Here is a 13,252-nt window from a genome sequence, read left to right on the forward strand (position 1 = left end):
GCGTCCGAGATGAGCACTCGACTGACGCAGCTGAGCGCGATGATCGCCGCCATCGGCCTATTTGCGCTGACGGCGCTCGCGATCGTGACGATGCTCGATATTGCCGGTCGGGAAATATTCGGCGCACCGATCAGCGGCTTCAGCGACATCGCGGACATGATCGTGGTGTTCGCAGCGGCCTCATGCTTCCCGATCTCGCTGGTCGAGCGCCATCACGTCTCCGTTCGATTTCTCGGCAAGCTGAACTGGCGGCTGCGGGAATCGCTCGATCTTCTCGGCCACAGCCTGATGCTCGCCGTATTCGCAGTGATGTGCTGGCAGGTCGCGCTTTACGCACTCGATGTATACCGTAGCGGTCAGACGACCTGGCTGATCCGCATTCCGGTCTGGCCGCTTTGGTTCGCGACCACATTCATGATTGCGGCATGCGTGCCCGTGCAAGCGCTGATCGTCGCGGAACAATGCAGGCGCGCATTTTCGGCGACACCATTGCGTGATCCGCAATCCGCAGAAACGGCGCTGCCGGATGCAGAAGCTGAGGGGCGGCCGTGAGTCCCATCGACGCCGGCCTGATCGGCTTTGCCTGCCTCATCATCGTGATCTTCCTTCAGGTGCCGATTGCCATCGCGATGGCCGTCACCGGAGCGGCCGGCTATCTGATCCTCACCGGCAACCTGAAGGGCATGGTCTCGCTGTTCGGCACCGAAACGGTGAACGTCCTGATCAACAAGGACTTCGCCGTCATCATGTTCTTTCTTCTCATGGGTGGATTCGCGGGTGCGGCCAACCTTTCCGCGGACATCTACCGCTTTGCCAATGCCTGGATGGGCCATATGCGCGGCGGGCTCGCGATGGCCACGATTATCGGTTGCGGTGGCTTTGGCGCGATCAGCGGGTCCTCCATTGCCACTACTGCGACAATGGCGCGCATCGCGATGCCGGAGATGGAGCGGCGCGGCTATAGCCTCGCGCTCTGCACCGGCACGCTTGCCGCCGGCGGCACGCTCGGTTCGCTGGTGCCTCCGTCGGTCATCATGGTGATCTATGCCGTGCAGGTGGAGCAGTTCATCATCGATCTGTTTATCGGCGCGATCCTTCCGAGCATCCTGTCGATTGTTCTGTTTCTGGTTGCCATACGTGTTCAGCTCTACTTCAATCCGACAATGGCCCCTCCGTCGCCGCGCGTGGCCATGAGCGAACGGCTTGCGGCCACTCGGCAGGCCTGGGGTGCGATTTCCGTCATCGTCATTGTCATGGGCGGCATCTATAGCGGCGTGTTCACCGTAAACGAAGGCGCCGTGGTCGGCCTGGTGCTGACCCTTGCCTTTGCGCTCAGCCGCAGGCTGCTTGCGGGAGAGACGTTCTGGAAAACCCTGCGCGAGCAAGCGAGTTCGATCGCACTTCTCTATCTCATACTCATCGGCGCCAATATCTTCGGCTATTTCATCACGCTTTCGCATATGCCCGAAGCGACCGTCGCCTGGATCAAGGAACTCGGCATACCGCCGATTACGGTCATTTTCGTTCTGATCCTGATGTATATCGCGCTCGGATGCGTGTTCGACGCGCTCTCCGGCATGGTGCTTACATTGCCTTTCGTCGCTCCACTGGTCGCGGGACTTGGCTACGATCTGGTCTGGTGGGGCATCGTCAATGTGATGCTGATCGAAATCGGCATGATCACCCCGCCGGTCGGGATCAACGTGTTTGTCATGCACGGACTTCGGAAAGACATCCCGCTCGTCACCATTTTCCGCGGCATCACACCATTTCTCATTGCAAATATCGTGGCGCTCGCTTTGGTGGTTGCGATTCCTGATCTCGTAACCTGGCTCCCGAAAGCGCTGAAATGAGCGATCTCTTGCGCCCTTGAGACGGCGGCGCTCCGCACCCTATAACGAGGCATGGAAACCCGACAAATCGCCTATTTCCTTGCCGCCTGCCAACAGCAGAACCACGCTCTTGCCGCCAAGGAACCTGGGATTGCACCATCGACACTCTCGCAGAATATTGCCGACCTTGAGCAGGAGCTTGGTCTTGAACTGTTTCGCCTGGGTCACGCCGGGTTCTATCCGACACTGGAAGCACGCGCGCTTTATCAGGATTTCGAGCACGCGCTCCGAGCCGCCGAGAGCGCGGTGGCTTACGCCAGATCGCCGCGTGAAGGCGGGCTGAAGGAGATCCGGGTCTCTTCGACACTGAAATTTGCGCTCGGTCGGGTCTCGAAGTCTGCGGGTCTCGCCGCACGCGCGCTCATCAGGAAATTCCCCGACACTGTCTTCGACATCGCGTTTGCCCTGCATGATCCAAGCCCGGCCATTCAACAGACGCGGCAAGGCGCCAAGCGAACCGACGACATCGTCATCGAATATGCCGGATCGCCTGAAAGCAAGAAGAGCATTCGGATCGCCACCGATTCCTGGTTTGCCGTCACCGGGCTGGCTGTGCCCAAATTCGCGAAGCCCGAGGATGCACTCGATATTCTGCGCCGCCTGCCACTGGCGCTGCCGCAATTGCCGGACCGGGTCGTTGCCGCAGCCACGTCATTCTGCCGAGATCATGGCCTGCCCGCACCGCATCACCTGAATGAAGACATCGGCGGATTGCCAAGGCTTGCGCGCAACGGCGATCCCTTCTGCCTGCTTGTGCCCCAGAGCATCCTGTCGTCACGGCTGAAACAATTACGGATTTCGGTCATACCGCTGCCCAAGGCCCTTTCGAGCCCCATCACCGCCCGCATCTATACTTCGCATCCCGCTGCACGTGAATTCGTGGATCACATGCGTGCCGCGCTGACCCGTGTGGAGGCCAACAACATCTATCGGCCGGTCATGTCGCTGAAACAGATTCGCTATTTTCAGTCCTTGCACGAGCATCGCAACATGACGCGCGCGGCAAAAGCTTTGAGCGTCGCGCAACCGGCTTTATCCTTCCTGCTGAAGAAGCTCGAAACAACTGTTGGCGCCCGACTTTTTGAGCGGCACCGAGACGGCCTTACCAGCAGCGCTGCCGCCAATCGGCTCGCCACGGTGCTGCACAGGGTCCACGGCCGGATTGACCTCGCGATCCGAAAGGCGAGCGGATTGACTGCCAGTCAGCGTCATCGTGTCACGCTCGGCATCGTGCCGCTCGCAGAGCGGCGCGGCGTTCTGGTCGAGTCGCTCACCGCCGCAGTATCCGAGTGGCAGGCCACGCACGAGGGGATCGATCTGCGGATACGGGAGGCCCCCACCGAAGCGCTGCACAAACTGATCAATTCGGGCGTCATAAACCTCGCCTTGGTTGAAACGGTCATGCCGCATTCTTCCAGGATCGACCTGCGCAGCCGCGACCCCCTCGGCCTTGTCACTTCCAGCGAAGCGCCGTTTCTGCCGAGCGGCGATGTTGCGTTCGCCAGCATTGCGGAAATTCCGTTGCTGCTGCCATCCCGCGAGTTTGGCATTCGCCGGCTGCTCGACGAGGCAGCCGGCAAGGCGGGCGTGCGACTGAGAATCCAAGCCGAAGTCAATTCGCTGATGATGGCACTGGCCATGATCGGCGATGGCCGTTGCGCGACAGTGATGCCATACGCCACGGTGAGAAAGGCCGTCTCGGAAGGTGAGATGCAGTTCCGCAAGCTCGTGGAACCCGAGGTCTGGCGCAAGCTTTCGGTGATCTACTCCGCTGAGCGGTCGCTGACGGAGATCGAGCGCAGTCTGGTACGCCTGTTCCGACGACACCTCACGCTTCATGCACAGGAGCGTTGACAGCTTCAATATTCTCCGAGGGCGCTGCGGACCTTTGCCATCACCGCCTCCGGCGGCAACGCGAATTCCGAGCGCGACCCAAACCCGCCATCGCCGGGCCGAGTGGCGGCGACCATGCCGATTTTTGTCACCAGCAGGTCCTCATGCACCGGGTCGCAGCGGTCAGCTTTCATTCCCGGGAGCACGACGAGATCGTCATGTCCGCGGAACCGCGCGGCAAGCGACCACTCGACCGCGCGCGGGTCTTCGATGTCGATATCATCCTCGACCACGAGCACCAGCTTGAAAAGGTTGACTTGTCCCATTGCCAGCAGGATGGCCCGCTTTCCCTCGCCGGGTCGCGGACGGTGCATGGAAATGATCGCGTGCAGGCGGCCCATGCCGCCGTCGGTGACGAGGACACGGCGGACGGCGGGGATCACGCGCTGCAGAGCATCGCAGACCACCGCCTCGATCGCGACCGCGCCGAGCAGGCAATGCTCCGGCGTAAATGCCGGCAATATCGACTGAAACACCGGATCGCGGCGATGGGTGACGCAACCGATCGTGCCGCCGATCCCCGGCCCGTAATCCACGTAGAAGCCGTGAAACTCGGATACCGGACCCTCCGGAACAAGATCGTCGGCGCGAAGCTCGCCCTCGAGCACGATCTCCGCTTCGGCCGGCACCTCCAGATCGACGCTCCGGCACCTGACAAGCCGCAGCGGCTCGCCCAGCAGGCCGCCAGCCACATCATATTCATCGTCGCCCAGCCCGAGATACATTTGCGACCCGAGCAATACCTGCGCGCAATTGCCGATCGCGACCGCGATCGGCAGCGAACGTCCCATCGCGCTCGCCTTTTCGGCAAGGACATTGAGGTGATGGTTTTTCGCGATCCCGGCCATGATCTTGCCGCCGCCGTCGAGCCGCAGCCGCGCGATCGAGATGTTGCGGCGACCGGTTTCGGGGTCCTTCGCGACAATGACACCGGCGGTGATATACGGCCCGCTCTCGCGCTCGAACCAGGTCGGCACCGGCAGGAGCCTGGCGAGGTCGATCGAGCCGTCATGGACGACGTCCTGAACCGGCGCCGCGCCCTCCTGCATGACCGGCGCGATCGGCCTGCGCACGGCATCCAGAATGAAGGAATGCAGCGCGGCCCGCTCCACGCCAAGCGCCCGCGCCAGCCGGTCGCGCGAATTGAAGACATTGCCGACCACTGGCATTGTGTGTTCGCTGACCGCCTCGAAAAACTGCGCAGCGCCGGCCATGCGCTCCATCAGCACCGCGGCGATTTCGAAGCGCGGATCGACTTTGCGGCGGACCCGGTGCAGACCGCCTTCCGCTTCGAGGGTGTCGAGAAAATCGCGAAGAGCCTGTGACGCCATGGCGCGATGTCCGGTCAGACCGGCATCAGGCGGAAATGCCGGACATGCTTTGCCGCGGCCTCTTCATAAGACTCGTCGTAGCCGGCATCGGCATAGCGCATGATCCCGAGTGAGGTGTCGTTGTCGAGCGAAAGCTTCAGCCGTTCGGCGGCGGCGCTGCTCCCGTCCGCGATCAGAGTCACGCCGGCACTCGTCATGTAGCCGGAATAGCCCCCGCCGCCCGAATGGATCGCGACCAGATCGGCTTTGGACGCGCAATGCGCCATCGCGTTGAGCAGCGGCCAGTCGGCGATGGCGTCGGAACCGTCCTTCAGATTCTCGGTCATGATATTGGGATGCGCCATGGCGCCCGCATCGAGATGATCGCGCGTGAAGGCCACGGGGCCGTCGAGCACGCCTTCCCGCACCATGGTATTGACGGCGAGCGCGAGCGCGGTGCGATCGCCATGCCCGAGCCAGGCGATGCGTGCCGGCAGCCCCTCGAACGGCACATACTGGCTGGCGAGCCTGATCCAGTTCGTCACGATCCTGTTGTCGGCGAAGCGCTCCACCGCGAATTCGTCGATCTTCGCGATGTCCGATGTCGAGTTGGACAGTGCGATCCAGCGGAACGGCCCGATCGCGCGCGCGAATAGCGGCCGCAGAAACGCCTCCGTGAAAATCGGGATGTCGAAGGCGTTGGCGATCCCGCCATTCTTCGCCTGGGTGCGAATGAGATTGCCGTTGTCGAACACCACCGATCCGGCCTTCTGGAAGCCCAGCATGGCTGTGACATGCTTTGCGATCGAACGCGTCGATTCCTGCATCAGCCGCTTCGGGTCGGTCTTGCGCAATTCGCGCGCCTCCTCCAGCGTCATGCTGTCGGGGACGTAGCCGTAGACGAGGTCGTGCGCGGAGGTCTGGTCCGTCACGATGTCGGGCACGATGCCGCGCGCCAGAATCTCCGGGTAGAGCGTCGCGGCGTTGCCGAGGAGCCCGACCGAGATCGGCTTTTTCTCGCGCCGCGCCTCGTCGATCATCGCCATCGCTTCGTCAAGCGAGCTGGCACGCTTGTCGAGATATCCGATCTCCAGACGCCGCGCGATCCGCTTCTCGTCCACATCGATGCACAGGATCGCGGCCTCGGCCATGCGGCCGGCAAGCGGCTGCGCACCGCCCATGCCGCCGAGGCCCGCCGTCAGGATGAAACGTCCTTTCAGATCGCCGTCGAAATGGCGCTCGGCGATCCGCATGAAGATTTCATAGGTGCCCTGAATCACTCCCTGCGAGCCGATTTATTGCCAGTCGCCGGCGGTGAGCCCGCCCCAGCAGATCAGCCCCTTCTTCTCCAGTTCGTAGAAGTTCTCCGCCTTCGCCCATTGCCCGACCATGTTGCAATTGGCCATGATCACGATCGGCGCGTCGGCGTGCGTGCGGATCAGCCCGATCGGCTTGCCGGACTGCACGATCAGGGTGTCTTCCTCGTCCATCGTACGCAGCGTTTCGACGATCTTGTCGTGCGAAGGCCAGTCGCGTGCGGCGCGGCCCAGTGCTGCATAGACGATGAGGTTTCCGGGGTCTTCACCGACCGCGAGCACGTTCTCCAGCAGGCGCAGCAGGCCCTCCTGCCGCCATCCCTTGCAACGCAGATTGCTGCCGGCGGTGACGGTGAATTCGCGCTTCATTTCCTGCCTTTTTTCGTCTTCTGTTTCTTGCCCGGTTTCTTGCGCCGCCTGTTGCCAAGCGCATAGTCCGCGATCGAGATTCCGAGTGCCTTCTCGCAGATCGGATAGACGCTCGGATCGGTCACGCTGGATGACAGCGGGATATGCTCCCTCGCCACGCGCAGGATCACCAGTTCCTGCCCTTCATGGATTTCGCCGACGCTCATCGGCACGCCGTCCGGATTGAAGGTGGTGATGACATCCGGATAGGTGGCGAGCCGCTTTCCGCCGGAATCCTCGACCGCCATGTATTCGTTCATGACATGCAGCGTGCAGGCCGATGCGCCCTTCCCGAGTGTCAGGGTGCCGACGTCGATGGATTCCTTTGTGTAAACCACCGCCTTCTTGGTCACGCGGCCGCTGCCGATGATCTCACCGGGGTTCTGCCGGCAGACCGCGTCGATGACGGCTTTGCCGCCCTTGGATTCGGCCTTGATGATCGCGGCGCCAAGGTCGAGCGCCATGGTGATGCCGCCGAGCGCGGCATGCTTCCTGACATAGGACGCCGGCACCGGGTTCCGGCAGGAGGCGATGAAGCCGCCCGACATGTCGGCGGCGGTGCGCAGGATCGGCGAAATCTTCGCCGTGGCGCCTCGCACCACAAGCTCGATATACGCGTTGTTGGCACGGTTGCCGCCGACCGCCGACTGGATCATCGGCATCGGCGAATTGGCGAGCCCGATCGAGCCCATGTCGCCGGTCGGATGCGCGCGCAGGTCGCCGACCGCATCCACCACCTTGGTGCCCAGCATCGCCGACGGCAGCCAGGCATTGAGCGTCGATGACTTGCCGTTCTGCCCGATGATGAGACCGGCAATCGGTGCGCCAAGCTCGGCTTCCACCAGACGTACGGCATTGACATAGTCCACGCCCAGCATCTGCCAGGGCGTGGTCGAGGCCGGCGCGCCGATGGCGGCCGCGGTCGCGACGAAATCGTCGGGATCGAGTTCGTCGATCGAAACAAGCTCCGGCTGGCCGGCATTGACCGCAGCGGTGCCGAGCATGCGGCCATGATCGGCCCATCCGCCACCGCCGCAGGCAAAGACCGCGCCGCCCCTGATTGCCGCCTCGATGTCCTTCTCGACCAGAATACGTCCCATAGGAAGTCCCCTTACGCCGGCGGCGCCGCCGGCTTGCGGTCGAAGCGCAGCACCGCGTCCGCAATCACCGCCGTGCCAGCGGCCAGCGCCTCCGGCTCCGCCCATTCTTCCGGTGCGTGGCTCTTCCCGTCCCGGCAGGGGATGAACAGCATGGCAGCCGGCGCAATCCGGGCGACGAAAGCCGCATCGTGGCCGGCGCCCGAGGCGATATCCGTGCTGCTGAAGCCGAGCGCGTTGGCGCTGTCGCGCAGCAATTCACGCAGAACGGGATCGCAGGCGGTCGGATTGGTGTCGGACAGGCGCGCGAAGACCGCGCGCTCGGTCCGGCTCTGCTCGGCGAATTTCGCGGTCTCGGCATCCAGTGCCGCAAGAAACTCGTCCATCAGGACGCGGTTCTCCGAACGCGCATCGATCACGATGCGGGATTCCTGCGGCACCACATTGGATGCGCCCGGCGATACCGACACGATCCCGATGGTGGCAACGAACAGCCCCTGCCTGCGCGCGACCAGTTCGCGCGCAAGGCGATCGACGAACATTGCGGTCTTGGCGGCGGGCGTGAAAGCGTCGCGGCGCAGATGCATGGGGGTCGTGCCGGCATGGTCGGCGGAGCCCCTGAAGACGACTTCGACACGAGTGATGCCCACGATCGCGGTCACGATTCCGACGTCGATCCTGCCTTCCTGGAGGACAAGGCCCTGTTCGATATGCAGTTCGAAAAAGGCGGCAATATCGCTGCGCCGCGCGCTCGCGAGAGCGGACACGTTCCCGCCGACGCGGTCGATGGCATGGGAGAGCACTTCACCCGACGGATCGGTATAGCCCAGCATCTTCTGGTCGAGCACGCCGGCCATGCCGCGACTGCCAATGCAGGACAATCCGAACTCGCTCGGCTCCTCGGCGAGGAAATCGACCACCTCGATGGCGTGCCGAAGCGCAACACCCGATTCCGCAATCGATCGCACGATCTCAAGCGCCGCGATCACCCCGCCGGCACCATCGAAGCGCCCGCCGGACGGGACGGTGTCGGAATGCGACCCGATCAGGATGGTGCCGAGCGCCGGATCGGAGCCGGCGCGGCGGCCGATAAGGTTTCCGGCTGTGTCCATGCTGGTGTCCAGCCCGGCATCCGCGAACCGGTTTCGCAGCCAGACCCGGCCCTTGTCGAACAGCGGCGAGAACGACCGGCGTGTATACGGCCTTGCGGGATCGGTGATCTCGGCAAGCCGCATCAGATCGTCCCAGAGCCGGCGACCGTCGATCGGCAAATTGCCGGCCATCACGCCTTGCCCGCGGGTGCGGGCCGCACGAATTGCCCGGCGCCCGGCGCGCCGGCATCCTTGCCGTCGAACACCATGATGCCGCGCAGAAAGGTCGCCACCGGCCGATAGGTCAGGTCCATGCCCTGATACGGGCTCCACTGCACGATGTTGTGTCCGCTCTGCGCCGCATCGTAGCGGCCCGGCCTGTGTGCCATTACCACAATGTCGGCATCCCGGCCCAGTTCCAGCGCGCCCTTGCGATGCCCGAGCCGGAACAGCCGCGCGGGATTGGCCGCCAGCAGCCGCGCCGCGAAGCTCGGACTGAGGTCGCGATCCAGCAACCCCTTCAGCAGCAACGCATAGAGCACTTCGAGGCCCGGCACGCCGGACGCATTCTTCAGCATGTCCGGGTCGGTCTTGCGCTCCTCCGACCAGCTCACATGGTCGGTCGAGACCACGGTGATGTTGCCGGCTGCGAGATGGTGCCAAAGCCTGTCGCGCTCGGCGCGGCCACGTACCGGCGGGTTGATTTTCGCCTTGCCGCCCAGCCTCCCGACGTCGTCCTCTTCGCTGAGGATCAGATAATGGATGCAGGCCTCGATCGTGGTGTCGAAACCCTGCGCCCGGTATGCCGCGCACATGTCGTAGCCACGTCCGATCGAGCAATGCACGATATGGCCGGAGCAGCCGGTGGCTGCCGCGAGTTCGTAGACCTCCGCGGTCGCCAGCGCTTCGGTGTAGGCGGGGCGCGACAGACCATGCGCGCGATAATCCGTGCGGCCCGATGCCTGCACCGCCGCGATCGCCGCGCGGACCGTTTCGTCATTCTCGTTATGAACGCCGGCGATCAGGCCTTCGCGCGCCACCGCGGCGAAGCAGTCATGCAGCAACGGCGTCGGAATCCGCGGAAATCGGTCCGGATGGGTTTCGAAGGTGGAGAACTTGAATCCGGCCGCGCCGGCGACCGCAAGCGACGGGATTGCCGATGCGCCGACCTTGGGATCGACGGTCGCGTAAAGCGCGAAATCGACGCGCGCCTGCTGCGATGCTTCGGCGGCTTTTTGCGCAAGCCGCTCCGGCGTGCAGATCAGCACCCCGTCGTCATAGGGCATGTCGACGATGGTGGTGACGCCGCCCGCAGCCGCAGCCCGGGTCGACCAGACGAAATCCTCCTGCCCCTTCTGCGAGCGCGAATGCACCTGCGCGTCGATGGCGCCGGGCATGACGTATGCCTGTCCGAAGTCATGCCGTTCGGCAGCCGCCGGCGGTTCGCCCGCGCCGATGCGCTCGATCAGACCATTGCGGATGGCGACATAACCTGCGTCGATCACAGCATCCGTAAGTACCACCCGCCCGGTCAGGACGAGGTCGAAATCCGCCATCACGTGAACTCCCGCGCGGAAGCTTCGGGACAGAAGCGCAAAACCAGAAATGCATTTTGCAGAATGGATTTATCGTATTTTTCGAATTTATGGCGCGCCGGTTCGAAGTATCCCGCGCCAGTCCTCCCCTGGCACCAGAACCTTGCCCAGATCGACCGCGTCCTCGCCGGGCACGCGAATACGCTTGAACTTCATGTCCGGCGCATCGAGCGGCTTGGTGGCATCCAGCCCCATCTTCGCACCGACGCCGTTGCGGGCCGAAGGATCGAGTCTCGAGCCCTGGCTTTCGGAGACCACCATCAGGTCGCGATCGGCCTGGAAGCGTGTCGCCACCGCCCACTCGACCTCGGCCGGATTGTGGATGTCGACATCTTCGTCCACCACGATCACCTGCTTGATATCGTAATGACCGGCAAACGCGCCCATCATGATATTCTTCGCCTCGCCTTCCTGGCGCTTGGCGATCTGCACATGGAGATGGTAGCGGCAGACGCCGCCGAGGGCGAGATGAACGTCGCGCACATTGGGGAAGCTGCGCAGCAGATGCGACAGCAAGGTCGCCTCGCGCGGAATCCCGCCCAGCAGCAGATGTTCGAGCCCGCCTCCGACGATGGTGTGAAACAGCGGATTCGTCCGGTGCGTCACGGCCGCAATCTCGATCACATGGCGCCTGGCCCGCTCGCCGTAATATTGCGGGAATTCGCCGAACGGACCTTCCGGTTCGCGCAGATGCGGCAGCAGGCGGCCTTCCAGCACGATTTCCGCATCGGCCGGCACGCGCAGCTCGCTGGTGACGCATTTCACCACGGCGAGCGGCGCTCCGTGCAACGCGCCCGCGATCGTCAGCTCGTCGAAATCGATCGGGGCGATGGCCTGCGAGGACAAGAGCGTGAGCGGATCGACGCCGACAACGATCGCGACATCGAGCGGCTGGCCGGCGGCCTCCGCGACCTCGAAGAACGTGTTGGTGTGACGCGGCAACAGCAGGGCGCCCAAGCGGTCCGGCCCGCTCACCTGCAGGCGATGGATCGAGACATTCTGGACGCCGGTCGCAGGATTGCGGGCGATCAGCAGGCCCGCGGTGATATAGGCGCCGTTGTCGTGCTCGTTGTGGACCGGGACCGGCAATTGCCGGGTCAGGTCGACGTCGCGATGCACCACCTCCTGCGCGGCCGCGTTCCCGACTTCCCTGCACGGCAGCGGATGGAGCACGGCCTCCTGAAACCGCGCCAGCACCTCATGGGGTTCCACGCCCATCGCCTCGGCGATCCATTGCCGGTCGGAGACCAGCCCGGAAACCACCGCGATCGGATGGCCGCCGGGGCGCGGAAACAAGGTCGCCTTGCGCCCGTCCAGGCGCTTGGCGACGGCAGCAATCTCAAACGACAAGGCCAGGTCCGGCCGCGCGACGGCGAGGCGTCCGCTGGCCGCGAGGTGATCGAGCCAGCCGCGCAATGTCGTGACCGGCTTTGGACGATTGCTGCCGCCGGCCTCGAACGATTGTGCATCCCGGCGATCGGTTGCTTCGGCCATCCCATCCAGTCCCATGCTTGCGGCGCCATTCGAACGTGCGCCGTTATGGGACGTTTCGCGGCACCCCGCGCGACCGCGCGTTACCGGGTCGTCTCATTTTTTCATCTTGCAGCGCAACATCAGGGTTCCGGCGCTTGCAGCGATACGGAAATTTGCGATATCCGCCGGCCTTGCACGATGCGACAATTCGGCAAGAATGGGAAAACGCGTTCGCCGTGCTAAGACGGCGCTGAAATCAAGACTGAGCATCAGGCGAGGAATGTCGAACGCGTTGCGCATCGCTCATGGTGAGTTCGGCCGGGTCGCTCTTCTCGACATGGACCGGTCGCTGGTGCGCCATGCGCACCCGCATTGCCATGTTCTGATCAAGGCCAGCGGCGCCGACACGCAATTCGCGGTCGGCGACAATCTGGTTCCCCTCACCGACACGCAGGCGGTGCTGATCAATACCTGGGAGCCGCATGCCTATGTGCATTATCAGGAGCGGCCCCGCACCATCATTCTCGCGCTTTACATCGAGCCAGACTGGCTGAAGACCTTTCGTCCGAACTGGGCGGCGAGTGGCGCTCATGGCTTTTTCGAGAAGCCCGCGGGCGAAGTGTCGCCGCGGATTCGACATCTGTCGATGGATCTGGCCGACTCGATGCTTGCCGATCCGGGCGCCGGCGTGACGCAGGAGCAATTGCTGTCCGACCTGATGATCTCGATCATCGAGCGGTTCACCCCCTGGCGTACATTGTCGCACGCTGCCCCCGACTTCCGCGCCCATCGCAATCCGATCGACTGGCGCATCCGGCGTGCCATCAACCTGATCCGGGCGAACCCGAAAGCGGTGCAGGACGTCGATTCGATGGCGAAGGAAGTGGGCCTGTCGCGCGCCCATTTCTACCGCCTGTTCGAACGCTCCACCCGCATGACACCGCATCTCTACGTCAACCTGCTGCGCATGGAGCTTGCGGTCAAAACCGTGGTCCATAGCGACGACAGCCTGGCCGTGGTCAGCGACTCCCTCGGCTTTGCCGCGCCCAGCCACTTCACGCGGTTTTTCCGCGACCATGCCGGCGTCAATCCCAGCGAATTTCGTCAGGTCGCCCGCATGGGATCGGCCCTGGGCGCCTGACCGATCCGGCAAATCTCCGAAATGAGACTTCTCGGT

Annotated in this window: 9 protein-coding genes and 1 pseudogene; 4 read left to right on the top strand and 6 right to left on the bottom strand. The window is 63.7% G+C overall.

All coding sequences use genetic code 11. The features are described 5' to 3' along the window. Nucleotides 1-9 precede the first annotated feature (9 nt). Genes AB7F49_RS04630 through AB7F49_RS04640 form a run of 3 tightly spaced genes read left to right on the top strand, consistent with a single transcriptional unit; the run spans nucleotide 10 to nucleotide 3,746 of the window. Nucleotides 10-552: a TRAP transporter small permease gene (locus tag AB7F49_RS04630; RefSeq protein ID WP_428520652.1), complete on the top strand. Its 543-nt coding sequence runs from the start codon at nucleotides 10-12 to the stop codon at nucleotides 550-552. Next, entirely contained in the window at nucleotides 549-1,853 is a 1,305-nt protein-coding gene (locus AB7F49_RS04635) for a TRAP transporter large permease (protein ID WP_428520653.1), read from the top strand. Before AB7F49_RS04630 ends, AB7F49_RS04635 begins: the two co-directional genes overlap by 4 nt. Nucleotides 1,854-1,904: 51 nt before the next feature. Further along, nucleotides 1,905-3,746 carry a LysR family transcriptional regulator gene (locus AB7F49_RS04640; RefSeq protein WP_428520654.1) on the top strand — a complete coding sequence of 614 codons (1,842 nt, stop codon included), beginning with the start codon at nucleotides 1,905-1,907 and terminating at the stop codon, nucleotides 3,744-3,746. A 5-nt stretch (nucleotides 3,747-3,751) separates the two neighbouring features. Here AB7F49_RS04640 and AB7F49_RS04645 read toward each other — a convergent pair whose 3' ends face one another. The 6 genes and pseudogenes from AB7F49_RS04645 to AB7F49_RS04670 all read right to left on the bottom strand — a co-directional run bounded on the left by AB7F49_RS04645 (nucleotide 3,752) and on the right by AB7F49_RS04670 (nucleotide 12,096). Further along, nucleotides 3,752-5,116, bottom strand: coding sequence for a UbiD family decarboxylase (locus tag AB7F49_RS04645; protein ID WP_428520655.1), 1,365 nt, complete (start codon nucleotides 5,114-5,116; stop codon nucleotides 3,752-3,754). Nucleotides 5,117-5,130: 14 nt separating this feature from the next. Further along, nucleotides 5,131-6,780: pseudogene (locus AB7F49_RS04650) on the bottom strand (urocanate hydratase). Beyond that, the gene (locus tag AB7F49_RS04655; protein WP_428520656.1) at nucleotides 6,777-7,919 is read right to left on the bottom strand and encodes a DUF917 domain-containing protein; all 1,143 of its coding nucleotides are present in this window, start codon (nucleotides 7,917-7,919) and stop codon (nucleotides 6,777-6,779) included. Before AB7F49_RS04655 ends, AB7F49_RS04650 begins: the two are co-directional and overlap by 4 nt. An 11-nt stretch (nucleotides 7,920-7,930) precedes the next feature. Beyond that, nucleotides 7,931-9,199, bottom strand: coding sequence for a Zn-dependent hydrolase (locus AB7F49_RS04660; RefSeq protein ID WP_428520657.1), 1,269 nt, complete (start codon nucleotides 9,197-9,199; stop codon nucleotides 7,931-7,933). Further along, nucleotides 9,199-10,563 carry a dihydroorotase gene (locus AB7F49_RS04665; protein ID WP_428520658.1) on the bottom strand — a complete coding sequence of 455 codons (1,365 nt, stop codon included), beginning with the start codon at nucleotides 10,561-10,563 and terminating at the stop codon, nucleotides 9,199-9,201. The genes AB7F49_RS04660 and AB7F49_RS04665 overlap by 1 nt, the downstream gene beginning before the upstream one ends. A gap of 87 nt (nucleotides 10,564-10,650) precedes the next feature. Continuing rightward, nucleotides 10,651-12,096 carry a UbiD family decarboxylase gene (locus AB7F49_RS04670; RefSeq protein WP_428520659.1) on the bottom strand — a complete coding sequence of 482 codons (1,446 nt, stop codon included), beginning with the start codon at nucleotides 12,094-12,096 and terminating at the stop codon, nucleotides 10,651-10,653. Between the two features lie 259 nt (nucleotides 12,097-12,355). Here AB7F49_RS04670 and AB7F49_RS04675 point away from each other — a divergent pair, with 259 nt between their 5' ends. After that, nucleotides 12,356-13,216 carry a helix-turn-helix transcriptional regulator gene (locus AB7F49_RS04675; RefSeq protein WP_428520660.1) on the top strand — a complete coding sequence of 287 codons (861 nt, stop codon included), beginning with the start codon at nucleotides 12,356-12,358 and terminating at the stop codon, nucleotides 13,214-13,216. The last annotated feature ends 36 nt before the right edge of the window (nucleotides 13,217-13,252 follow it).

Origin of the sequence: Pseudorhodoplanes sp. (assembly GCF_050250235.1) — a bacterium.
Classification (GTDB): domain Bacteria; phylum Pseudomonadota; class Alphaproteobacteria; order Rhizobiales; family Xanthobacteraceae; genus Pseudorhodoplanes.